Source organism: Pedobacter sp. HDW13 (assembly GCF_011303555.1).
Lineage (GTDB): Bacteria > Bacteroidota > Bacteroidia > Sphingobacteriales > Sphingobacteriaceae > Pedobacter.
In genome coordinates this window covers 239458-262976 of sequence record NZ_CP049868.1, presented here as the reverse complement: position 1 = coordinate 262976, position 23519 = coordinate 239458, and the positions used below count along the sequence as shown (strand labels likewise).

The window sequence follows — 23519 nt, the reverse complement described above, 5'->3', positions numbered from 1 at the left end:
GAATTTTTTAGAAAAATTATAAAATAAAACGATGCGTATTATGAAAAAAATACCGAATAAAATTGCAGGTGCAGTAGTCTTACTGGCTGCGCTGCTGCAAATGGCCTCAGCACAAACATTAACCTCCGATAAAGGCTTTAAAGGTAAGATTGGCCGTACCGCTGCTGAGTCTCAGGAATATTTTCCCGAAAAGAAGAAAGCACCCGCAGGTGCACCGAATGTAATTGTCTTTTTAATTGATGATGCCGGATATGGCACCTCAAGTGCTTTTGGTGGTTTAATGCAAACCCCGGTGTTGGATAGTTTGGCCAACAACGGTTTACGCTATACCAATTTCCACTCTACAGGAGTTTGTTCGCCAACACGGGCGGCGCTACTAACGGGCCGTAACCACCATTCGGTACACATGGGTACCTTAAATTACAGTTCGAGTGGTTTTCCGGGTTATGATGCCATTATGCCTGCCGATAAAGGAACAATTGCCGAAGTACTGCACGAAAATAATTACAGCACCTTTGCCGTAGGGAAATACCATGTTGCACCCATTAACGAAATAACCGCAATAGGGCCTTATGACCGATGGGCTGTTGGCCGTGGTTTCGATCATTTTTACGGCTTCCAGCTAGGCCATACCGATCAGTACCACCCCAATTTGTACGAAGATACCAAGGTTGTTGATGTAGAACCCAACGGAAAACATCTCACTACTTTGCTGGCCGATAAAGCCATTAACTACATTTCCAATCAGAAATCTGTTGCACATGATAAGCCTTTCTTCCTTTATTTTGCTACAGGCGCAATTCATTCGCCGCACCAGGTAGATAAGAAATGGAGCGATTTATACAAAGGCAAGTTCGATAAAGGCTGGGATTGGTACAGGGAAGAGGTTTTTGCCCGTCAGAAAAGGCTGGGGGTAATACCTGCCAATGCAGTACTGCCAGATCGCGATCCGACAGTTAAAGCCTGGAACAGTTTATCGCCTGAGCAAAAGAAGGTTTATGCCCGTTTTATGGAAATTTATGCCGGTTTCTTAACCCATGCCGATTACGAGTTTGGCCGCATTGTGAATTACCTGAAAGAAATAGGAGAGGCCGACAATACCGTTATTCTGGTTAGCATTGGCGATAACGGATCGAGCCATAGTCCCGAACATGGCAGCTTAAACGGTTACATCAGCTCATTGGATGAAGATAAACAAGTAGCCGAGCTGTATAAAAACATCGATAAACTGGGTACCGAACATTCATTTCAGGATGCGCCATCGGGCTGGACCCAGGCAACCAATACCCCTTTCAGGTTGTGGAAAGCCGATCCAAACAGCGAAGGCGGTACTCACCAGCCATTAATTGTATATTACCCTAATGGCGGGTTGAAAAAAGGCGATATCCGTGGGCAGTATGGTCATGTAATTGATATAGCACCAACCATTTACGAGCTTACAGGCGCAAAAGTTCCCGAAACCATTAAAGGCTATGTACAAAAGCCGTTGGAAGGAACAAGTTTGGTTTATTCGTTTAAAGATGCCAAAGCCGAAAACCGCCACAAAATTCAATACTACGAGTTATTTGGCAAACGGGCCATTGTTAAAGATGGCTGGAAAGCTTCGGTTTTCCACAAATCGGGAAGTGATTTCAATCAGGATGTTTGGGAGCTTTATAACCTGAACGATGATTTTAACGAAAGGATAAACCTGGCTGCAAAATACCCTGAAAAAGTAAAAGAATTACAGGCACTTTTCGATCAGGAAGCCATTAAGTATAATGTATTTCCATTAAACGACAATGCTCTGGGGCATAGTGTTGGCGGAAGGGCACGCAGTCCCTTTGGCCTGGATAAAAAGGTGGTTTTGTATGCTGGTATCGAACAGTTTTTAACCCTTACCGGGCCACAGTTTCAGAATGATCCGTTTTCGATAACGGCTGATGTAAACATAAAATCGGCCAGTGATGAAGGGGTATTATTTGCCACCGGTTCTGAGTTTGAGGGCTTAAGTTTATTTATCAAAAACGGAAAATTTGTGGTTGCGCACAACACAGGTAGTATTGTGAAATATCTCGAATCGGACACAGCTGTGCCTGTAGGTAAATCGAAGTTAAAGTTCGAATTTAATTTTACGCCACCTGCTCATGAAAGTAAAGATAAAAATGCACCCGCTGGCACCGAAGCCATTTATATTAACGATAAAAAGGTTGGCGAGCGAAATGTGGTGGCTGCCGAAGGTAGGATTGCAATTTATAAAGATGGTATCGACGTAGGCGCAGACCGAAATTCGCCGGTAACTGATCGGTACAAAGCTCCATTCAATTTTACCGGAAAATTGAACAATGTAACTATCGAATATAAATAATATGATAAAAACAGACTGCCAGATAACTGACAGCCTGTTTTTTGCAAAATAATTGATCAAAAGAAAGATGAAAATAATATTGAAGGTTTTTTTCCTGCTGGGCTTAACCCAAACCTTATGGACACAAAACAATCCTGGTGATGAGTCTTTTAATGGAAATAAACTGTTCGACGATGTTAAACAGTATGTTAATTTCGGCGTGCATAGAACTGCAACAAGTGGCGATAACGCAACATCGGCCTGGCTTAAAAATAAACTGGATGGTTTCGGCTTTCAAACCGAATACCTCTATTTTCCTGTTAAACAGTATTTTCTCGAAAGCGCTTCGTTAAAAATCAAAGATAGTACCTTAAATGTATTTCCGCTTTGGCCTGTGGCTGCTGCAAATGTTGCTTTAAATGCCGAGCTTGTTGATGCTGATAACGATAAACAATCTGTTTCGGGCAAAATAGCCGTAATCAGGTTAAAAAAAGAAGACCGTAAATACATTGATCGTTTAGAAAAACTAGACCGTTTTAATGATTTAATAGCCCAACATGCCAGTGCTATTGTTTTAATTGTTGATAACGATGCAGGCGAAATAGCGGCATTAAATACCCAGCCTAAAGCGTCGTGGAAAATTCCGGTAGTTCAGCTAGCACCAAAAGATACCACACAGCTTATATCAGGTACGCGGGTTTCGCTTCAAATTAAGGGCAGTTTAAAAGACGTGCAGGCACGTAATGTCATTGCCAAAATTGGCTCTGGCAAGCAAACCGTAATCGTTTCTACCCCAATTAGCGGTTGGTTTACCTGTGGTGGCGAACGTGGCCCGGGTATTGCAATTTTTAACGCCATTGCTAAATGGGTAAGCGTGGCTAAACCGCCTTATACTTTCGTTTTTATAGCCAATTCATCACACGAATTGGAAGATCATAGGGGTACACATGTATTTATTGATAAAAAGGCTCCTAAACCTTCAGATGTGAGGTTATGGGTGCATTTGGGCGCCAGTTTTGCGATAAACGGCTACCAGAAAACAGCAACAGGTATTAATAAACTCGAAACTGTTGATCCGAAAAGAAGGGTTTATTACAGTTCGAACCTCGAAAATACCATGCACCAGGCTTTCGATAGGAAAACCATTACACAATTGGGCAATGTGGCTTTAGGCGAACTTAGTGTCGCTGCAAAATATGGCTACGCTACTTATTTTGGCTTTGTGGGTGCCGATTTTAATCCCTTCTTTCATACACCCGTTGATAACGAAACAGCTACATCGCCAGAAATACTGGAACAAACCGCTTTGATGATCAAAGAGGCAATTCAATTGGAATTAGCCCAACAGCTGTAACTCAGCTGGCCTAAAATCATTTCATAAAACCGGGAGGTTAATACAAATAGCCTTCCGGTTAAATACGCCATATTGCTTGCAAATCCTGCCACGTGCCCTAATGCTGCACATTTAAGCCACTGCTTAAAATAAGCTATTTGATCTCATTTCTTATCATACTGAATATTTTTTTGTTCATAGTGATGATTTTGGGGCACTAATCCCCAGTTATCTTTTAGCTCATTTCAATGTCTAAAGGTTTTTATCCATAATACATTTGTACGATGAAAAAATACTTTTTTTAATTTTCACATTGTCATTTGTCAATATCCAGTTGCAGCGTGTCAGGTTGAAACTTAATTTTAGCTGGATTATTTTAATGAATAATGAACGACTTAAAAAAACTGGAAGATTTAAGAATGGCTTTACTTCAAAAAATTAAGCCTGCCACTATCGATAGGAACTTTTGTAACCTACTCTCGATTAAAATTTTTACCGCACAGAATGATTACCTGAGTACACGCACACTGATGCAGTTGTTTGGCCTTTTGCCTCTGGATCAAGGAAGCTTAAACCCCAGGGCGGTTGATATGCTCCATAAATACACGGGTTGCAAATTAAAATTGATGTAAAAAAATCCCTTGGCTACTTTAAAAATAACATTTAGGCCTGCGGCTTTTTTTGGTTACCAGGTAATAACCTACTGAAATTTCGTGCGAGCCATAATCATAATTGCTCAGTTTATTTAAGCTATAATCGTAACCATAACCAATGCGGAGGTTACTGCGTACAAAAAGTTCAGAAATTAACCCGACTGCGCTTCTTGCTGTTAAACTGCTTTGCAAATTGGATTTCGGATATAGCTTAACCGAACTTCGGTACACCCCACCAATCCAGAAACGTTCTTTAACCAAAAGAAAAGCATTTAAATCCAGAGAGGTTGGGCCATGTAAATCATCTTTAATCAAGAAAGTAGGTTTAAACACAAAATCTTGGGAAAAGGGCAAAGCTACTCCGGCGCTCAGGTAAAAATGCGGCTGAATCTTAAGATTAAGTAATTTGTAATCGCCGAATAATGATAAACTCTTGCTCAGTAAATTATTGGCTGAGAAACCAATAAAAAATTTCTCGTTGGAGTAATGTATACCTGCCCTGATATCAGGAGTAATCTGGCTTACACTGCCCAGCGGAATACGGTTGTCGCCCTGCTCAATCGGGTCGAGTAAATTCCCGTTCAGGCCTGCCTGCATTACGCCAACACCCAGACCGAAGGCCAATATGTTGGTTTCGGTACGATCGAGTTTAATGCGATAAGCAAAATTAACCGAAGCATTTAACGAATTCTGCGCCCCGATTTTGTCTTTGGTAATAATGGCACCTATGCCCAGGCTTTCATCGTTAATGGCTTCATCGGCCGATATAGAAAGCGTTTGCGGAGCACCTTTAACGCCTGTCCACTGTGCACGGGCAAAAGCTTGTAAGTACAGCTCTTCCTTGTAGCCAGTATAGGCCGGGTTAATGTACATGCCGTTGAAAACATATTGTCCAAACTGTGCGTCTTGCTGTGCAAAAGCCATTTTGGTAAAGCAACACATCATCACCATCATTAATTTCGCTATCGTTTTCATGTTGTTTTATTTTATCTGATCACGGTTACATATCCTTTATAGGCAATCCAGTCGGCGCTGCCATTTTTAACTTTCACTACATAAAAATAAGTGCCATCACTCAGGCCGGGCGCCGTCCAGTCGTTCTTATAGTCGCTGGTTTGGTAAACCGTACTTCCCCAGCGGTTAATAATAGTAACCTCATTAAATTGATAAGAGTTCAGGTGTTCGAGGTAAAACGTTTCGTTTTTGCCATCCCCATTAGGCGTAAACACGTTTGGTATCCTTAAACCCGAAATTTCTTTATTATCGGTTGAGCTATTGTTACTAAGATTTGGATCGGCTTCATTTGCACTTACTGTTGCGGTATTGCTAACTAAACCCATTTGTTTCGATTTGACTTTAATTACCAGTTCTGCAAACTTTCCATTGGCCAGTCCATCAATTTTCCATTTCACTGTGCGTAAGGCAGGGTCGTAATCAGCGGTTCCATCAGTAGGTGCCGAAAGGCTTTCAAAACTGAGGTACTCCGGTAGTTTATCTTCAATAACCAGTCCTGTGGCATCATCTGCGCCATTATTTCTTACGTTGAGGTAATATTCAAAAACCTCCTCGTTCACCACCGTTCTCGATGCCGAGCGTTTGGTAATAGATACATCTGCCGAGCGACCAGGAACAACCAGTATTTGTACATCTTCCGATAAATCAGAAGTACAGCCGCCTTTATTAATGGAGGCTACCTTGTAAAATCCTGCTGTTGCGGTAATCAATGTCGATTTATTTTGCCCCTGAATCAGTATCCCGTCTTTAAACCATATGTACGTATTGGCCCCATCCGATTTGGCACGCAGGATTACCGACGACCCTTCGGTGATCGTAATCGTTTGGTGCCCTGGCGGAGCATCCTGGCTGTATCCGTCTATTTTAAATAATAAAAGGAATAGCAGCAACAAGAAGGTATAAAACCTCAGTTTCATGTATCAGACTTACCGGGAAATTGATGGGTACTTTTAGAAAGTTACCGCAGTTGCCGTACCCTGTGCCGTACCGATACTAATTGTTGGTTTGGTTGGTTTAGCGGTTACAGTAATGGTTTTATCTACAATTTGAGGGCAATATTTACTGCCGTTAATTTCATATCCCACTTTTAAACGATAAGTAATGCTTCCAACAGTTGGTGCCGTAGGTGTATAGCTTAGTGTGTTTGCACCGGCTATAATGGTTTCGGCTCCTCCTGCTACAGTGTACCACTGATAAACCAATGCTGCTTTGGTTGGATCTTCTGGGTTGGTAACGCTACCTACCTGCGCCAATGGACTTTCTACGCAGAAATCGGCAGGATTAATGCCGGGTGCCAACGCTTTTAATACATATACCGGAATTTCCTGCATTTCCGATTCGCAGGAACCTGGTGTAGTAGATTTTGAACTGAGATAGTAGTAACCTGTTTTTAAATCAGCATTGGCAACTTTATTCCCACCGGTTAATGTAATGCCGGTTGAAGGCGTAGTGGTAGAAGTTGCACTGTATTTTACAATCCAGTCTGTACCCGCAGTAGCAGCAGGCAGTGTAAGCTCGCCATCTGAGCAAAAAAGATTTACTCCGGCCGTATTTGGTGCTAAAGTTTGTGCCGATGCAGTTAAAAAGCTACCGAATAATACGATCGTTGCAATAATTAAAACGGTTTTGGTAAAGAAATTCTTCATGGGGATTTTTTTTAAGTGATTTAATATTGTGAATTAGTGTTAACCAGCACATGTGGTGCTGTAGGTTTTGGATTTACTTTTATGTTAAAATTGATTTGTGTAGTACAGCCTGCTGCATTTTTAATTGTTAAAATCCCGGCATGAGTGCCAATAGGGGCATCAATGGGAACAGTAACAGGTATCGTTGAAGCCGGAAGTGTCAGGTTGTTTTCAGCAGGAAAACCCGACGATACCCAGCTAATACTATAGGTAGTAGGAGTGTTTACCGGGTTGGTATAACTGAGCAGAGCAGTGTTATAACCCTGGCAAAGCTCTGGATCGCTTCCCAATGTGAGGCCTGGAGGCGGATTTACCGTAACTAAAAAAGTCTGTGTTTTTTCTTCACAACCCTTGGCTGTTGCCGTAATTGTTGCTGTGCCACTAAAACCAGCCGACCAGGTTACCAGCCCGGTTGAAGCATTAATTAGCCCGGCAGATAAAGGTGATAAACTGTAAACAATGCCGGTGGTGTTGCTTGCAGTAGCCAGATAGGTATCGGTTCCGGCACCCGCGCAGCGACTGCTGGTTAAGCCGCTATTAAATAGAAGATTACTCACATTGCCATTTACGGTAATGCTTCCCGACGAATTAAAACTTGATGAAGGCGTGGTAGAAATGCTGTAAGTAGCTGCTGCACCTGCCACTGTTGGCGTACCGCTAATGGTTAATTTTTTAGCAGGTTTGCTATAGCTATAGGTTATTCCAGCAGGTAAGTTGCTAACCACAACAGTGTTGGTCCCATTTGGCATGGTGTAAATAATCGGATCCATAACGGTATTGATACACACAATTCGGTCACCCGATCCAGTAGTGGTAGATACGCTGCTCTGATCGTTATAAGTTACCTGATCTGGTTGCGAACCGGTAATGGTAGCCGTATTGGTAAGCACCCCGGTTTGCACAACTTTGGCGGTAATTTTTAATGTTGCGTTGGCCATACTTGCTAAATCGCCAATCGTCCAGATTCCTGTTGTTGCATCGTAAGTGGTACCCGACGGAGCAATGCTGGAAACATAGATATAACCTGTTGGTAATTGATCAGAAACCGATACGCCCACTGCATTACCATTGCCTAAATTTTCTGCCTTTAAAGTAAACTCAACATTGGTGTTCAGCTCAGGGTAATCTACATCAACGCTTTTGGTAATGGCCCTGTCGATATTACAAAGCGAAATGTTGATGGGTAGAGAGGGGGCACTAGTGCCACATTCGAGCTGGTAACTCACACTGTAGTTGCCAGATGCGCTTGCTACATAAATATTGGAGGTAGCGCCACTAATGGCTACTCCGTTTAAATACCATTGGTAAGGCGCTGCATTGGCAACAGCGGTAAGTGTGGCTGTTGCACAATTTGTCTGACTTACATTAGGCTGCTCAGCCATTTCAGGAAAACGCGTAATAAAATTCGACATCGAAAAGCCGGCTCCCTGTTGTACCATCGAAATGGTAAGTCTGCCTAAACTGGTAATTGCAACAATACTGGGTTGGCCAATGGTGGTGTTGGTAAAACTGATTAACGAAAGTCCGCTGCTGCCCAGTGGTTTGCGGGTACCTATACCTGCAATAGTTTCAATACTCTGGTTGGTATAGGTTGGGCTACCGCCTGTGGTGGTTAACAATATAGGATCGGCACTTTTGGTTAAAATATAACCGAAATAAGGAAGATCGCTACTGGCAGTATAGGCTGTAAACTTAGTTGTTTCTACACGTTTAGAACCCGAACAGCCTGATATAGGAACTAATGTCGCCACATCTACCTCGCAGCCTCCGCCAACCGAAACTCCGCCAGTTCCGGAAAAAACTTCGACATTTTTATTGGCTACAATGATAGAGGAGGAGAAGCGTGCAGTGTTAGTGGTATAATCGTAAGTGCCATAAACATAGCCATGGTTAAAAGTATATTTATCGCCAGGCTGTAGCAGTGTAACAGTTAATGTTGTTTTCTGCGTTCCGCTAATATCGAAATGAGTTATGGTTACTGTAGTGTTTGCTTCGGTAGCAATAACTGTCGATTGTTCGGCCGTAAGATTTCCCTCACCCCTTACAATTACATATTCTTTACCCAGTGCTGCTATGGGTGGAATTGGATTAAAGGCCCCGTCGCCACAACCACCTGGGGCATCAAGGTCGGCAGCCGTATTCATCACTGCAGAAGAAGAAGATTCGACCAAAGTACCTATTGGCGCATGGAAGAGATAACTTTGCCCTGCATTTAAAGTGGCCGTTGCCACCCCGCCAATTTTAACAATGGTATTGTTGTCAATAGCCATGATGCTGTATATGGGAGTATGTGATGAACCTGCAAGATTACCATCCCGGTAATAACCCACCCTAAAAGAGTTGCCAATTGCCGCATCGCCAAAACTGAACAAAGAGGCATTTCCTTTTATATCTCCATCGCCTCCATCAGTGCCCAGCGCATCAGAAGCCACATTTCTTAAATTAACAGCAATTGAAGTGGTAGCCTCTACGATAATACCTGCAGCCGATATTACCGTATTTAAACTATAAGCAGGAGCATCTTTTGGTAAGCCAGCAAAACGATAGGTAAAAGGGTTATTTTGCGAGCAGCTAAAGGTGGTAATTATGGTGCCATCGCTTTTTTTAATGGTGCCGGTAACCGTTGTGGTATTATCGGTTGTAATTACAATTTCGTTGGCCTTGCTCCAGTATTGCCATGGGGCCGGAGCAATGTAATGCTTGGCATAGCTAATTGCCCGAAAATAGTTGGCTTTAGCTGTTTTTTCTCTCAGGTAATTGGTAAATGGAGGAGCTTTAACAGAAACTGGAATAGCATAGACAAGCGTTCCCACTAAGGTGGATAAAAGGAAGATAATTATAAAAAAAACTAACCTAAGTAGCGCTCTAATCATGGATGGTTTAATCAGTCTCCTAACCAATACCATACACATCAATTTCATCCAAATCAAGCAAAAGCAAGTCGGATAAAGTTGAGACAATAGGTTATTACTGCTTTGTAGAATTAATAATCTATTTAAAAATGTAAAATTTCAGTTTAAGGATTTCTTCAACACTAAAATACCTGAAATATTATTCGCTCAAGTGTGGGCTGTGTTAATTTTACACCAACTTAAATAGCGGTTTTTCAGTCTTTTTTATATAGTTGTAATTAAGTATTATTTAATATACACAATCGTGATGAGTTTTGAATAGTTAAAAGATTGTAGCTGATGAATTTGTTGTAAATAAACTACTCATAAATAAGTAATTAGAGGTACACTAGATTTGTTGTTTGAGGTTTTGGTTTTTCTAATTTGCGTTTGTTGTATAGCAGGATGTTTTAGTTAGTTTTTTTTGATGAAACCGTACAAACAGAGGATGAATTTGGCATCAATACAGGTGTCAATATTAAGCTTTTGTGAATTTTTGGAGGGTGGTTTTGGCCTGAATAAGTTGCCTGGTCGCTAAAGACCTGATTAAAATAATTGACTTTGTGCTTATTTTCTGAAACTTTGCCGGTATGCCAATGGCGATTTTCCTGTTTTTAGCTTAAAGTACCGGTTAAAATTAGATAGGTTGGTGAAACCCGAATCGTTACAAACAGCCGTTACGCTATCATTTTCCTCTCGTAATAACTTGCAGGCATGTTCTGTTCTTACCTCAATTAAAAAGTCGAAGTAACTTCTTCCGGTTCGCGATTTAAAATAGTGGCAAAATGCATTGGGAACCATATGCACAATATTGGCGATTTCTTTCAGCTTAATTTCTTTGTAAAAATTATCCATAGTATAGAGGTAGACCATGGTTAATCTGGTTTCATCGATCTTTTTAAAAGGCTTTTTCTTTTCCTCGTTCAGCAGGCTCAACGTTTCTTCGCTTTCTCCAATTTTATTAAAAAGTTGCAGTAGTAATGGGAGCTGTTCGTAGCTGTTTGCAGTTTCAATTTTTTTTAAATAATCTACTGTAACTGTTTTTGACTGGTGATTAATGAAAAGCCCTTTTTTTGCCTCTGCCAGCAAGTTCGTTATCATTTTATTTTCAGCAAGATTTAAAAAATCATCACCCAGCTTATTGTGGTCAAAATGTAGCGTGAGCAGCTCTAGCGGAACAGGTGGTTTGCAATACTTCATGGCATAATCATAATATCTGTTCGATTCGAATTTAAACATGTGCGGTACATTACTGCCGATTAAAATCATGGTATCGCTCGAAATTCTTTTAGAAGTATTGCCAATAGAAAAAGTGCCTACTCCTGATTTGATGTAAATCAGTTCGATTTGCTGGTGGCTGTGAAAGTTATTGAGGGCATGGTAAGTATTGGCTTCAGCTAGCCTGAAAGTAGAGTTTTCGACCTTTAAAACCTGACAGAAAAAATCTTTCATACTATATGAATATAAAATACAGAAATGTATAATAAAGTTATTAATATAATATTAGTTTTTCTTAATATTTAACAAAAGAAGACTCCATCAAGCCAATACCTTAGTTTAAAATTTAACGGTCATGAAACAAAGCAGATTTACCATGGAACTTATAGAAGCTTCTATAGGTGACATCGATCAGGTTGGAGGAAAAAATGCATCTCTCGGAGAAATGCTACAACAACTTACACCTTTAGGCGTAAAAGTGCCAGATGGGTTCATTGTTACAAGTGCGGCGTACTTTCAATTCATAAAAGATAATCAGCTCGATCAGCAGATCAGAGATATTCTTCAGCAACTGGACATTACAGATCTGCAGACCTTATATTCCTGCGGCGAGCAAATCAGGGGCTTGATCCAAAAAGGCCATTTTTCTAATCTTATGGAAAAAGAAATACTCGATGCTTACCAGAAACTGATTGATGCCACTAATTTCGATAAACTCGGTGTAGCAGTTCGTTCGTCGGCAACTGCCGAAGATCTTCCCGATGCATCTTTTGCCGGTCAGCAAGATACTTACCTTAATATTAGAGGGGCACAAAACCTGTTAATGGCCATTAAAAACTGCTTTGCTTCTTTATTTACCGATAGGGCAATTAGTTATAGGGAATCATTTCAGTTTGGGCATTTTAATATTGGCCTTTCCGTATGTATTCAAAAAATGGTACGGTCTGATATGGGTGTTTCAGGGGTTGCTTTTTCAATCGATACTGAGAGCGGCTTTAAAGATGCGGTCATTATCAATGGTTCATACGGTTTAGGCGAGCTGATAGTACAGGGAGCGATCAATCCTGATGAATTTATCGTTTACAAACCTTTGCTTAAAAAAGGATATCCTGCGCTCATTGAAAAGAAATTAGGTCATAAACAGCAGAAAATGATTTATGGCACCCGCCAGGGAACTGCTGTAGAGGTGATTCAAACGCCAGATAAAGATACCACGAGATTTTGCCTTACCAACAATCAGGTATTGCAATTGAGCAAGTGGGTAATGATTATTGAAGATTATTATACTCGGTTAAAAGGCAAATGGTGCCCTATGGATATAGAATGGGCGGTAGATGGGATTACTGGCGAACTTTTTATTGTGCAGGCAAGACCCGAAACTATCCATTCGCTAAAAGAACTGAACTACATTACCGAATACCGGATTAATGATGCCAGCAGGGCCAGTAGGGTATTGCTACGTGGTATTGCGGTTGGCGATAAAATTGCTTTCGGAAAAGTGCATAACCTGAAGGGGATCGAAAAAAGCAGGATTCACGAAATTAATTTCCTTCCCGGTGATATTATGGTCACCGAAATGACTGATCCGGATTGGGAGCCCATTATGAAAAAAGCTGCTGCAATTATTACCAACAAAGGTGGGCGTACCTGCCATGCAGCAATTGTAGCAAGAGAATTGGGAGTGCCCGCAATAGTTGGTTGCGATAATGCCACTGAAATTTTAATAACCGGCAAAGAAATTACGGTTTCGTGTGCAGAAGGAGAAGCGGGAATTATTTATGATGGAAGGATTTGGTTTACCAAATATGAACACCAGCTCTCAGAATTGCCGGAAGTCAGGACACCGGTTATGATGAATATCGGATCGCCGGATATTGCATTTCAGTACGCCAGTTATCCGGCAAAAGGAGTTGGTTTGGCCCGCGAAGAATTTATCATCAACAACTACATTAAAATTCACCCCATGGCACTCCTTAAGCACCGGAGTTTAAATGATGCCGCGCTCAGCAGCCACGTGCAGGCCGCTATTGCGGGTTACGAGGATGAAGAAAACTACTTTATCGAAAAACTTTCGTTTGGTATCGCAAAAATTGCCGCGGCTTATTATCCAAATCAGGTAATTGTTCGTTTTTCAGATTTTAAAACCAATGAATACTACAACATGCCGGGAGGCAAATACTTTGAGCCTGGAGAAGAAAATCCGATGATTGGCTGGCGGGGTGCTTCGAGGTACTATGCCGACGCCTATAAAGAAGCATTTGGAATGGAATGCAAAGCGATTAAAAAGGTGCGCGAAGTGATGGGATTGGACAATGTAGTGGTGATGATTCCGTTTTGCCGTACTGTAGATGAACTTTTACTGGTTCAGAGTACCATGAGCGAATTTGGCCTTACCCGTGGCGAAAATGGTCTGGAGATTTATTTAATGGCTGAAGTGCCCTCAAACGTTATCCTTGCCGAGCAATTTGCAAAACACATCGATGGCTTTTCTATTGGATCGAATGATTTAACGCAATTGGTATTGGGATTGGACCGCGATTCATCACTTGTGGCTAACCTGTACAATGAACGTAACGATGCCGTAAAAATAATGATTTCGAATTTGATCAAATCGGCTAAAAAGATGCACGTAAAAGTAGGTATTTGCGGACAGGGACCTTCAGATTATCCGGATTTTGCACAATTCTTAGTCGAAAACGGAATTGATTCTATTTCTGTAACGCCTGATTCTTTTATGAAAACCGTAATGGCTGTTAAAGAAATAGAAGATAAGCTAACAACCGTTGTCGCTCCGCGAGGTGTGGCCTGATCTTTTAAAATTTAAAGCCAGCCATATAATTAACCTGTTTTACTGAAAAGAGCTGCAGGTTTTGAATGTGATTACAATAAGCGTATATTCCTCTTGGTCTGTGTTTTTTTCTTCAAAAAGAAGATAAGACTGAAATTTCTTTTCATAAAAGTAATCTTAAAGGTGAAATAAAGTTAAGATTACAGTCAAAAAAGTCAATATTTTTGATGTAAACTAGTTGATAGTCATATTTTTAAGTTCTAAAGAGGTGTATCGGTGTTCCGGAAAATCTGAGACACCTTTTGAGGCACCTCGCATATGTGTTATTTGGTCAAAAAAGCCACTAAATACCAAAAACCAAAGTAACACCCTCTTTTTGCTAAAGTTAAATGAACAAAAATAAATGAGAATGTAAAAGCTGACAAAAGAAATAAAAGTACAGTAAGAGCCGAAATAATAAAGGCCTACATGAAAATAGTTTATTTGCTGCAATCCACTTTCATTGAATAGGTAAAAGAGGGACGTTTAGAGATACTCAGTTATCAAAAAAATCAAAATGCCGTGGTTTGTCATAATTTGTAACCCAAATTATTGCCTTCTTAAAAATGTTTTATTTTGTAGATTTATATTTAATTGGAACAATCACAGCAAATGAAAATCATTTAAGCTCAGGTAATCTATAAAAGTTTATGCTATTATTTTTAGAGGATACTATCGCGAATTTCTGATCCTCTGAAAAAATTGCACTGGTATATTCAACAGTATTGATGTCACCAAAAGTTCTTACAAGCTGTCCATTTGATCGCCACAATTTTGCAATGCCATCTTCACCTCCCGTAAGAATATATTTGCCATTTTTAGAAAATTGAGCTTGATTAATTTCATCGTCATGGGCTTTAAAAGATTTAAGCAACTTACCTTTTATACTCCATAATGCAACTTGTTTATCAAAACTAGCCGTCAATATCTGTTGTCCATCAGGCGAAAAGCTTGCCGAAGTAACACCGCTTGAGTGGTAATTTAAGGTCTTTAATTTTTTTCCTGTTAAATCCCAAATAGAAACGGAATTATCGCAACTGGCAATCACGATTTTTTTGTCATCAGGCGAGAAGCTTGCCTGATATATCGTACAATCATGCCCTTTAAATGTCCTAATAAGTCTCCCGTCCGAAGTCCATAACTTAGCTGTATTATCTCCCCCTCCACTTAATATGTATCTTCCATTATTTGAATAGGTCACAGTTTTTACATAAATCTTGTCGGCTTTTACTACTTTAATTTTCTTACCATTAATATTCCATATGACAAAAGTTTCATCGCTTCCTGCAGTGATAAATCTTTTATTATCTGGTGAAAATGCGACATCATTTACACTTCTTAGATGACCAGTAATTTGTTTAACTATCTCACCATTTTCATTCCACAATATGGCTGTGTCATCAGCACTACCAGAAAGCAACCATTTTCCATTTGATGATTGTGCTGTAACGTATATGGCTTCTTTGTGACCTTTGAAGTTCTTTTCGGGTAAGGCAGTTTGTGAAAATGTAAAAAGACTTAAGAAAACTAATAACGTAAATAAAAGCGATTTTATCATAATAGTAAATTTCAGATTTATGAAGATAAAGAATTTGACTTAGCGAAAATACTATGATATCTTTAGGGGGCATACTTTTGATTGTAAATAAAAATGTAAACTTTGTAAATAAAAACTTTACATCATGCTTTTATTTGGGTATTTCGGCAAAATGGCCGCGCGTTCCACATTTAAACTTATCGTCTGTTTTTTCAACAGTAATTATTTTCTTTACAGCTGCTGATACATTGGTACCATGCCATCTCGACTTCTGAATAGTAATTTGTATTTTTTAATTGAAACAAACGACAAGTAAATCACTCACGGGCATGGATAATGTATTGCAAATACACTCAACGGGTCCTCCACCCATTTAAGGCGGTGGTTAATAATTTCTCATCCAATCTTTTTGTCTGTCGCTTACATGGTTCGAAATGGTCATCAAAACGTTCTGTGAAGATCTCATCTTTACAGAACGTTTTAATATATCGGTATTTTCTAGACTGCAGGTATATATTACATGACTTCCCAAACGTAGGCAGGTCACGGAACTTTCTTAAATAATAGCTATTTAGCTTCTTTGAAGGACTTAGGCCGTTCGGGCAACGGCAGATCTTTTGCCTGCTCTGTACAAAGATATTAACAAAGTTGCCATGGTTATCTACTGAAACTACTTTAAAGGGATTGATTGATGAGAAAATCAGTTTGGTAAGATTCATTATTTCTTAACGAATAACAACCAGACTTATCATGGAAAACCACCAAAATTTGGGAAGAACCACTATTACCGAAATCCCCACAGAGGTTACAGAAAAGAAAAATAGCGCAAAATAAAAAGAAAATTGTTTTGAGAAATAAGGCCACTGGTAAACATCAGTGGCTTTTTGCTTTTATAGGTTTTTGAATTTATTTAGTGAAGGGCAACTGCCGGGCTATCCGCTCATACGTCCGATGGCTTTAATCGCCGGTTAGATGTCCAATGCTATCTCTGTTGCGAAGATTAGAACACGCACGCATAAGCTAGGATGATACGTTCGCGGTATTTATAGCCAAATTGGGGCCGCCAATTTTATTACATGGAATTAATTGAATACCAAATAAAATGGTAAGTCTTTCTTTTTTCGTTCTCATCAGTATTCCTTGAGTTAGTGGGTTACAGATGTAGCGATAGGCTTTTAAGAATGACGGGTATGATATACTTATGATTTGGAAGTTTACCCAGGACAAACCCAAGATGGGGAAAATGCTGAAGTAGATATTTTTATCACGGTTGGATAATGCTAGGACTAAATTTAAGGTTGCCTGTGATCTGGATAAAGCGATTTAACCAGGAATTTACATATCATCTTTTTTGATTTCCTTCCCATTGGCGCCCGTTGTTTTAGCTGGCTTACCAAAGCTATAATTGATGCTTAAATTACCCGCTATTCTCCTGCTCCTGCTTTGGCTGGAAGTTTGGTAACCATATCCGTATATCCAGTTATAGTTATTAAAATAAGGTTGGTGAAAGTTATTAATGGATAGGCTGAAATTTAGTTTGCTTTTAATGTAAGTAGCGGATAAACCGGTGTTAATTTGTGCTTTTGTTTTGGATTGAAAACTTGAACCCCCGCTGATACTCGAGTTTGCGCCTAATCTAATATTCGGCACGGGTGTAAAACCCAGAGTGAGCCCATTTGACCAGCGGTAAGCATTTGTTGATTCTTTTTCGCTAACCTTGAATGCTCCAAAAATGTGGTTTGTGAATAACTGAACAGTAAAGCGCGGCAAAAGGTAGAAATTTATAGATAGGTTGCCGTTATAATCGTTTCGGCTGGCTAGATTGCGATAAGTCCGGATACGTACGTTGCTTACATCTGTTGTATCAAAAGTTGAAATCGCATCCGTTGTATGCTTATAATTTCCCGTAAAGACAAGATTGATACTTTTTACATTGGTATTGTATATTCCTGAGAAATATAGCGATTTCGAAGGCTTTAAATAAGGGTTGCCAATGATAACCTGGTTATCAGTATCGTACTGTGCCCCATAGTTTATGATATTGGTCAGGTTGTTTAAATTTGGCCTGGATTGACTGTATTGTGCTTCAAGGCGTATGCTGCCGTTTTTTAAGCTCCGTTGTAATGATAAATAAGGGGAAAAAGTAGAAAATGTAAATTTATCCCTTCCTTTAAGGTTAGAGATGTGATCGCTGCTGTAATCCTGTTTTAGAACAGTTCGCAGGGATAGCCCCTTAAAACTCTTGCTCCAGCTAGCAAGTAGCGCCCCATAGTTATAGGCAATATTGTTATCTTGAAAAAGATTGACAAGGTTACCCGCTAAATCGGTTTGGTAAGTATAATCGTAGCGCTGATAATTTTTGCGGTTGAAATAACGGGCTACAAATTCAAAATCCCCAAGCCCCTCATGGTTAAATTCATAGCCTAGTAAACCGAAAATATTATTCATTTTCGTGGTATTATCGCTGTTGTAGTTACTGTTTGGTAAAAATACGTTTAACAGAGATTGGGTATTTACAGAAGTTTCACTTAAAGTATGGTTATTATCGTATTCCAAGGCGATATCAAATCTTTGGCTTACCGCTTCGCTTTTCTTGATTTTGTATATATAGCTTAGCTTAGCGCCAAGATTTGGGTTTTTACCCATCGGATTGCGCATATCGAGAGCGGTAATACTCTCATTATTTAATGCACCGTTCTGATACTGCTGCATTCGGTTGGCAATACCGTATTTGGTTAGGGAAGAACCGTAGCTTACAGATGCATTTAAAGTGCTTTTGGGATTGATAAAATAACTATTGGCAACGCTAAATTGATAGTTTTGGATATTAATTCCGCTGACTTTTAAATCCCGGTTTTCCTGGGCGAGGGTTTGATCGAAAAAGGTTTTAACATAGTTTTCTGACGATGGGGCATATTGCAAATTACCTGAGGTGCTAAAGTTAAGCAAGTACTTGTTTTTACTCAAGGACATATTGCCCATTGCCATAGACGAATTGCTGCCCGCATTTGCAATCACACTCCCAAAATAACCCTGCTCATACTTAGTGGCTACAAAACTTAGTGTTGGCCCTTCGGTTTTGAGGTCATAAAGATTCAACTCGATTTTTTTATAACTGTTACCGGTATTGCTGCTATTTAAGCTATTGGTTAGCTGATTGGAAAAACCCGCAACGTTTACACCATCGCGTAATACTGTTAATTCTTTTCCCATGTAGCTGACTTTCCCCTTGTCGTCAACTTCTATACCCGGTATGGTTTTTAAGATTTCGGCAAGGGTGAGTAATTTAGCATCAGCAATTTTACTAATGTCCAAAATTACCCCCTTTGCCGTTTCTCTTAGGGGTTTATTGCTCCCCTTGATAGTTACATCCTTAAGCTCTATAGGCTTTTTTTCCTGGGCATAACTATTCAAATGAATAAATACAATGGAAATAAGAACAAGAACTCCTTTTTGTATGTAATCCAAAGCCTAAAGATTAGTTCATTTTTTTAACATATACTTTTACGGTATCTATCAATTCTTTTTTGGATAGAAAGGAGATATTACCTGCTTCTACCAATTTGTAGCTTTCCGTATTGCGCTTGGTTAAAGCACCTGGATCTTGAGCTGGAGGGTTGAGGTCTAATTCTACTTTGCCATAATAAGTATCGTTTCGCATAATGATCATTCCGTAACCCTTATCATTGGTTTGACTTGGGAAAACAAGTGTGCCACTCTTGTAAACGTTAAAATAGTGGTTTGCAACAGGTGCATTTGTGCTCACATCGAGGAGTTGCACTACTTTTTTATAAATTTTGTTGCTTTTAGCAGACCCGATCCCTCCGGAGCGCATTCGGGCCCTTTCAATATCTCTTGCTACTTCAGATTGTGCTTTAACTCGCACGAAACCTAAAGCTAAAAAAAACGTAATCCAAATTGCTTTTCTCATGTTTTACAAAAATTAAGAGTCTACTTATCTTGTTAATTATCGATACTAGGGTTGTTCATTACATCCACAAGTGTGGGTAATCTTGCTAGGAATATCGCAGGTACTGGTCTCGTCATTAAAATGCAATCCAGGAGGACAACTACCTATGTACCAGTAATAGGGTGATGAGCTACCGGCACATAGGTAGTATACAGAGCAATCGGTAGTAGATGCAAAATATTTACCAAGCTCGTCATCAGCACATTTCACAGGGGTGACTACCTGACTTTTTGTAATGGTTACGCCTGCTAACAATAGCACGGCCGTCGTAATTGAGAACATTTTTTTCATGATGTTTTATTTAAGTTTTAAGAATAAAGAATTCTGTTTATTAATCGCCCAATACTACACCCTTTATGGTTAACTGTATAGGTGCATTGACTGCGTTTGATCCAATTTCCGCCATATGGCTGAATTCACCAGGCTTGTTTGATGAGAATGTCAAGGTGATATTTCCACTCTTTTTAGGCTCAATACCCTCTTTTGGATAATCGGCTACCGTACAATTACAGTCGCTTAGAATATTATTGAACGTCAGTTTTGCTTTACCCAAATTAGTAACCTTAAAAGTTGCAATCTTTTTTTCTCCAAATTTTACATTTCCGAAGTTCTGCTCAGTCTGCGAAATCCCAACATAAGGCTCTTTAAAAGCGTCAAATTTGCTGTCGATAATCATTTTGAGCTCTGTCCGAAGGCCATTATTAAAGTAAAGTGATGTTCCATCATTTACCGATAATGCCAGTTTTGCAGCTTCATTACTTTGTATACTATCCTTTTTTAAAGCATAATATTTCGCCAGTAAATAATTATTATAAAAAGTTGAATAAGCCTTTATACTCTTTTTTAGGGCAGGCTCCATCAGGTCTATTTTAGCTGGATTTTGTTTAGATTGGTATAAAGTCCAGTAGTATTCTGCGTTATAGCCATTTTCAACATAGGTTAACAATCTATCCGCAGACATGCCTGTCTCATCACCGGGCTGGTAGAAATGATCAACCCATTTTTTACCCTTTAAGACACGAGCAATATAGGTTCCCATTTCTTTTTTATTAATGGCTCCCATTTCAATTCCCGTTAATTGCATTTTCTTATTAAAGAATAAAAAAATAGGAAAACTACCTCTGTTTAAAAGCCTCGCGAGCCATTTGTTTCCGACAGCGTTTTCATCTACACGTTGCAGGACAAAATTTTGATAAATACTTTCGGCATAGTCTTTATCTTTCATCAGGTCAACTTCAAATGACTCGCATATGGTACAGCCTGACTTATTTGAAATTAAAATCAAACCTTTTTTTTCTGACACAGCAGTTTGAAAACCTTCAGTGATGGATTGGTTATGGAGAAAAGTTTCTTTTTTAGGTTGCTGCTTGCAGGAAAAAAGAAAAAATACAAGAAATAGAGTAGCTACTGTTGAGAGCTTTTTCATTAAGAAATTAAATTTAGGTGGTTGATATAATTTTTATTATGGACAATTCAATTTAAGGATCAGGCTAATGATCTTAACAATCCCTTAAATATATTTGAGAGATGCCCAAAAGCATCACCTTTTACTTTGTCGTTAAAGCGGATGGAGAGATGAGTTTGATCTCTGTTTGGTTTTGTATTTGTTTTATTGGTTAGGCGCATGTTTAGAACGAAATATATTGTAATACCTCGATTTAAATACATGACGGTTAACTAATATAGTAGGGAGTAGATTTATTTTAAAATAATTTTAAGGGATAATGCTGTTGTAAGAATTGATCAGTTTTCTCGGCCTAAACTATTCCCATGTGGATTTAGTTTTAAACCCGATACCCGGGAGATTGGAATTGCACCAATACAGAACTATAATTAAACGAATCACCGCGATTTAGCTTATGGATTGAACTCCCCACCAAAATTGACGGATTGGAGCTTACCAGAAGGGCCTTAAAAGAGGGGATTGGTATCTTTCCTGGACAGGTATTTTCTACCTTGCATAGCTATGATAATTATATCGGAATAAACTATTGCCTTATTAGCATTATTACCACTAAACAGGGCATTATAATTTTTTTTCACCGTTCATTTCTTAAATTAGGTTAAGAACTGCCGCCGCACAGTTAACTAATTTTGAATGCTAAAATAAAATACATAAAAAATGTTATCAAACACCGACTAGACGTATGGCAGATTGAGCCTTTGTACTGGGACTACTTACGGTTTCGATAGGTACTCCGTTCTGGAGGGTGATTGTGGTAGCAAAGGTATGGCGGGCAATATGGTAGGAAAGAGGTATTTTGATACCGCATATATCTGCGATTTCTTTCAGTGGGCTAGGCCAACAGCGCTTTGCCACCTTGCGGTGGTAAGTCTCTGCTAACCCGCCCCGAACCGTACGTACATGTCTCCATGTATACGGCTCTCCATTGTCAACATAACCTTACTTATCATAGCTTTTGTGGATTAATGCATCGAAATATTGACAGACTGCGAGCGTTTTACGATGGCGTTTGATCATCACTGCATTCCATCTGGTGTCAGCTTTAAGCTGATTGATGTTACGTACGTGATGCATCACGAGGCCTCCCATTACACCGCACAGTTCATACTTTTTCTCTTTTAACCTTTCCACAAGTGCGGGGCTGGAAGATACATGGTGTTAGGTGTTTTATCGTATTGATTATCCTCGTAAATATCTGTAAAGCGTTTACATTTGAAACCGCCATTATACCACACTCTTTGTTTCCCGTTGCCTTTGTTATCCCTGTAGGGGATGACCACATCCGTTCCATCTCTATACTTCTCAAGTATTTGTCCGACGGTTCTTTTTTGCTTACGACCAAGCGTTTTGAGTATGCTATATTTCATGAAGTAATTGAACTTCCATCCCCGATAGCTAATGTAGTCTCGTCCTGCTATAGCTTGTCATTAAAAGCATAAACAAAGCCAATTAATTTAATTGCCTTAAGAAGATAAAAATCATACTGGAAAAATTTATTAAGAAAAAAAACGTTATGTTGTTAATAATAAATCTATAATTTTGTGATATGGCCAAGAAAATTGCGAAAGACAGATTTCAGGTAGAAATGTTTCCGTTCACAAATGAGCATTCAAACCAGATTGCTAGGGGGGAAGCTACTTTCAAAACCTTTATGCTAGTAAAATTAGCGCAATGGAATCAGTCATTCAAAAACTTAGAGAAGAAGATTTGAGTAGGGGTTATTGTTTCATGGTAACTGATCGGGAACTTTTGGAGGATGAGGCTTATTACTTATATCCTGATGGAAGTATTAAAATTGAACAGGTTAACCTAAAAAATATCGAACTACCAAGGGTCGTGTTAAAGGTACTTAATAAGCGCGAAAGCGAGTTGGTTAAGCGAAAACATGCCATCCTTAAATAAACCACAACTATTTATTATCACCGGAAGCAATGGTGCTGGTAAATCAACCTTGAAGCAGGCATTGCTCCCAGTCGAGTTTGATCAATTACAAATATTTGATGGAGACATTTTTTTCGCAAAAAAGCAGACTGAATTCTATCAACAATTTAAAGTCAGTAAGGAAGCCAGAAAATTAGCAAACGAAGCACTAGAAGAGCACTTTTTGGAATTAGTGGACGACCACATTAAAAACCATAAACACTTTGCTTATGAAGGCCATTTTACTGGTCATGGTGCTTGGAAAACTCCCAAACGATTTAAAGAAGCTGGTTTTGAAATAAATCTTGTTTTCTGTGGGCTTGATCATGTCCCATCATCGGTAAAAAGGGTAGATATGCGCGTCAAGAAAAACGGGTTCCATGTTAGCCCATTGGATATCGAAAATAACTTCTATGGGAATATGCAGATGCTTGATGATTATTACCCCATTTTTCATACCATTGAAATTATTGATACAACAGGTAAAATGCTACCGATCTTTAGCATTCACGGTGAAGATTGCTATTCTCCATTAAGCGATTCAGAGTTGCCAGAATGGTTTAAACGGTATTTGCCCAAAATGTACAGCCAATTAATACGATCAAGAAGTATTGACTAAGATATTATGCACTGACAAAAATAGCTGTAGATCCATTTTTTTGTGAAATACCCAGCGTGTT

The 23519-nt window shown here is 39.3% G+C and carries 18 protein-coding genes and 1 pseudogene; 6 read left to right on the top strand and 13 right to left on the bottom strand.

Annotated features, from left to right (window positions below; translation table 11 throughout):
• Positions 1–40: 40 nt before the first annotated feature.
• From G7074_RS01120 to G7074_RS01110, 3 genes are all read left to right on the top strand, one after another.
• The gene (locus tag G7074_RS01120; protein WP_166206297.1) at positions 41–2347 is read left to right on the top strand and encodes an arylsulfatase; all 2307 of its coding nucleotides are present in this window, start codon (positions 41–43) and stop codon (positions 2345–2347) included.
• 67 nt (positions 2348–2414) lie between these two features.
• Entirely contained in the window at positions 2415–3680 is a 1266-nt protein-coding gene (locus G7074_RS01115; RefSeq protein ID WP_166206294.1) for a hypothetical protein, read from the top strand.
• A gap of 365 nt (positions 3681–4045) precedes the next feature.
• The gene (locus G7074_RS01110) at positions 4046–4291 is read left to right on the top strand and encodes a hypothetical protein (RefSeq protein ID WP_166206291.1); all 246 of its coding nucleotides are present in this window, start codon (positions 4046–4048) and stop codon (positions 4289–4291) included.
• A gap of 18 nt (positions 4292–4309) precedes the next feature.
• Here the strand turns inward: G7074_RS01110 and G7074_RS01105 are convergent, their stop codons facing one another.
• From G7074_RS01105 to G7074_RS01085, 5 genes are all read right to left on the bottom strand, one after another.
• Positions 4310–5287 carry a type IX secretion system membrane protein PorP/SprF gene (locus G7074_RS01105; RefSeq protein ID WP_166206289.1) on the bottom strand — a complete coding sequence of 326 codons (978 nt, stop codon included), beginning with the start codon at positions 5285–5287 and terminating at the stop codon, positions 4310–4312.
• A gap of 11 nt (positions 5288–5298) precedes the next feature.
• Positions 5299–6243 carry a gliding motility-associated C-terminal domain-containing protein gene (locus tag G7074_RS01100; protein WP_124561170.1) on the bottom strand — a complete coding sequence of 315 codons (945 nt, stop codon included), beginning with the start codon at positions 6241–6243 and terminating at the stop codon, positions 5299–5301.
• Between the two features lie 33 nt (positions 6244–6276).
• Positions 6277–6972 (bottom strand): hypothetical protein, encoded by a 696-nt coding sequence (locus tag G7074_RS01095; protein WP_124561169.1) that lies wholly within the window; start codon positions 6970–6972, stop codon positions 6277–6279.
• Between the two features lie 20 nt (positions 6973–6992).
• Entirely contained in the window at positions 6993–9824 is a 2832-nt protein-coding gene (locus G7074_RS01090; protein ID WP_166206286.1) for a DUF11 domain-containing protein, read from the bottom strand.
• Between the two features lie 645 nt (positions 9825–10469).
• The gene (locus G7074_RS01085; protein WP_124561167.1) at positions 10470–11354 is read right to left on the bottom strand and encodes an AraC family transcriptional regulator; all 885 of its coding nucleotides are present in this window, start codon (positions 11352–11354) and stop codon (positions 10470–10472) included.
• 121 nt (positions 11355–11475) lie between these two features.
• Between G7074_RS01085 and ppsA the strand changes: the two genes are divergently transcribed.
• Positions 11476–13929: a phosphoenolpyruvate synthase gene (ppsA, locus tag G7074_RS01080; RefSeq protein WP_124561166.1), complete on the top strand. Its 2454-nt coding sequence runs from the start codon at positions 11476–11478 to the stop codon at positions 13927–13929.
• A 637-nt stretch (positions 13930–14566) separates the two neighbouring features.
• On the opposite strand, the gene G7074_RS01075 is transcribed toward ppsA, so the two are convergent.
• The 8 genes and pseudogenes from G7074_RS01075 to G7074_RS26450 all read right to left on the bottom strand — a co-directional run bounded on the left by G7074_RS01075 (position 14567) and on the right by G7074_RS26450 (position 22286).
• Positions 14567–15505 carry a WD40 repeat domain-containing protein gene (locus tag G7074_RS01075; RefSeq protein ID WP_166206283.1) on the bottom strand — a complete coding sequence of 313 codons (939 nt, stop codon included), beginning with the start codon at positions 15503–15505 and terminating at the stop codon, positions 14567–14569.
• Between the two features lie 1314 nt (positions 15506–16819).
• Positions 16820–18952 carry an outer membrane beta-barrel protein gene (locus tag G7074_RS01070; protein WP_166206280.1) on the bottom strand — a complete coding sequence of 711 codons (2133 nt, stop codon included), beginning with the start codon at positions 18950–18952 and terminating at the stop codon, positions 16820–16822.
• Positions 18953–18962: 10 nt separating this feature from the next.
• On the bottom strand, positions 18963–19415 hold the full coding sequence (locus G7074_RS01065) for a hypothetical protein (RefSeq protein ID WP_124561163.1): 453 nt from the start codon (positions 19413–19415) through the stop codon (positions 18963–18965).
• A gap of 45 nt (positions 19416–19460) precedes the next feature.
• On the bottom strand, positions 19461–19736 hold the full coding sequence (locus tag G7074_RS27795; protein ID WP_370526635.1) for a chitin binding peritrophin-A domain-containing protein: 276 nt from the start codon (positions 19734–19736) through the stop codon (positions 19461–19463).
• Positions 19737–19785: 49 nt separating this feature from the next.
• Positions 19786–20880 (bottom strand): DUF1573 domain-containing protein, encoded by a 1095-nt coding sequence (locus tag G7074_RS01055; RefSeq protein WP_166206277.1) that lies wholly within the window; start codon positions 20878–20880, stop codon positions 19786–19788.
• 750 nt (positions 20881–21630) lie between these two features.
• Positions 21631–21747 (bottom strand): annotated as a pseudogene (locus G7074_RS27790) (integrase); the annotation flags it as partial.
• 111 nt (positions 21748–21858) lie between these two features.
• Complete coding sequence (locus G7074_RS27785; RefSeq protein WP_370526634.1) at positions 21859–21993, bottom strand: hypothetical protein; 135 nt, start codon at positions 21991–21993, stop codon at positions 21859–21861.
• Positions 21994–22037: 44 nt separating this feature from the next.
• Positions 22038–22286 carry a hypothetical protein gene (locus tag G7074_RS26450; RefSeq protein ID WP_205944138.1) on the bottom strand — a complete coding sequence of 83 codons (249 nt, stop codon included), beginning with the start codon at positions 22284–22286 and terminating at the stop codon, positions 22038–22040.
• A 304-nt stretch (positions 22287–22590) separates the two neighbouring features.
• Between G7074_RS26450 and G7074_RS01040 the strand changes: the two genes are divergently transcribed.
• Together G7074_RS01040 and G7074_RS01035 are read left to right on the top strand one after the other, a co-directional pair.
• Positions 22591–22821, top strand: coding sequence for a hypothetical protein (locus G7074_RS01040; RefSeq protein WP_166206274.1), 231 nt, complete (start codon positions 22591–22593; stop codon positions 22819–22821).
• Positions 22805–23458 carry a zeta toxin family protein gene (locus tag G7074_RS01035; RefSeq protein ID WP_124561159.1) on the top strand — a complete coding sequence of 218 codons (654 nt, stop codon included), beginning with the start codon at positions 22805–22807 and terminating at the stop codon, positions 23456–23458. The genes G7074_RS01040 and G7074_RS01035 overlap by 17 nt, the downstream gene beginning before the upstream one ends.
• Positions 23459–23519 lie beyond the last annotated feature (61 nt).

Excerpts from the sequence above, each read along its gene's own strand:
- G7074_RS01040 (WP_166206274.1), top strand. The coding sequence starts at position 22,591 with ATGGAATCAGTCATTCAAAAACTTAGAGAAGAAGATTTGAGTAGGGGT.
- G7074_RS01120 (WP_166206297.1), top strand. The coding sequence starts at position 41 with ATGAAAAAAATACCGAATAAAATTGCAGGTGCAGTAGTCTTACTGGCT.
- G7074_RS27785 (WP_370526634.1), bottom strand. The coding sequence starts at position 21,993 with ATGCATCACGTACGTAACATCAATCAGCTTAAAGCTGACACCAGATGG.
- G7074_RS01100 (WP_124561170.1), bottom strand. The coding sequence starts at position 6,243 with ATGAAACTGAGGTTTTATACCTTCTTGTTGCTGCTATTCCTTTTATTA.
- G7074_RS27795 (WP_370526635.1), bottom strand. The coding sequence starts at position 19,736 with ATGTTCTCAATTACGACGGCCGTGCTATTGTTAGCAGGCGTAACCATT.
- G7074_RS01075 (WP_166206283.1), bottom strand. The coding sequence starts at position 15,505 with ATGATAAAATCGCTTTTATTTACGTTATTAGTTTTCTTAAGTCTTTTT.
- G7074_RS01065 (WP_124561163.1), bottom strand. The coding sequence starts at position 19,415 with ATGAGAAAAGCAATTTGGATTACGTTTTTTTTAGCTTTAGGTTTCGTG.
- G7074_RS01105 (WP_166206289.1), bottom strand. The coding sequence starts at position 5,287 with ATGAAAACGATAGCGAAATTAATGATGGTGATGATGTGTTGCTTTACC.
- G7074_RS01115 (WP_166206294.1), top strand. The coding sequence starts at position 2,415 with ATGAAAATAATATTGAAGGTTTTTTTCCTGCTGGGCTTAACCCAAACC.
- ppsA (WP_124561166.1), top strand. The coding sequence starts at position 11,476 with ATGAAACAAAGCAGATTTACCATGGAACTTATAGAAGCTTCTATAGGT.
- G7074_RS01055 (WP_166206277.1), bottom strand. The coding sequence starts at position 20,880 with ATGAAAAAGCTCTCAACAGTAGCTACTCTATTTCTTGTATTTTTTCTT.
- G7074_RS01110 (WP_166206291.1), top strand. The coding sequence starts at position 4,046 with ATGAACGACTTAAAAAAACTGGAAGATTTAAGAATGGCTTTACTTCAA.
- G7074_RS01035 (WP_124561159.1), top strand. The coding sequence starts at position 22,805 with ATGCCATCCTTAAATAAACCACAACTATTTATTATCACCGGAAGCAAT.
- G7074_RS26450 (WP_205944138.1), bottom strand. The coding sequence starts at position 22,286 with ATGAAATATAGCATACTCAAAACGCTTGGTCGTAAGCAAAAAAGAACC.
- G7074_RS01095 (WP_124561169.1), bottom strand. The coding sequence starts at position 6,972 with ATGAAGAATTTCTTTACCAAAACCGTTTTAATTATTGCAACGATCGTA.
- G7074_RS01085 (WP_124561167.1), bottom strand. The coding sequence starts at position 11,354 with ATGAAAGATTTTTTCTGTCAGGTTTTAAAGGTCGAAAACTCTACTTTC.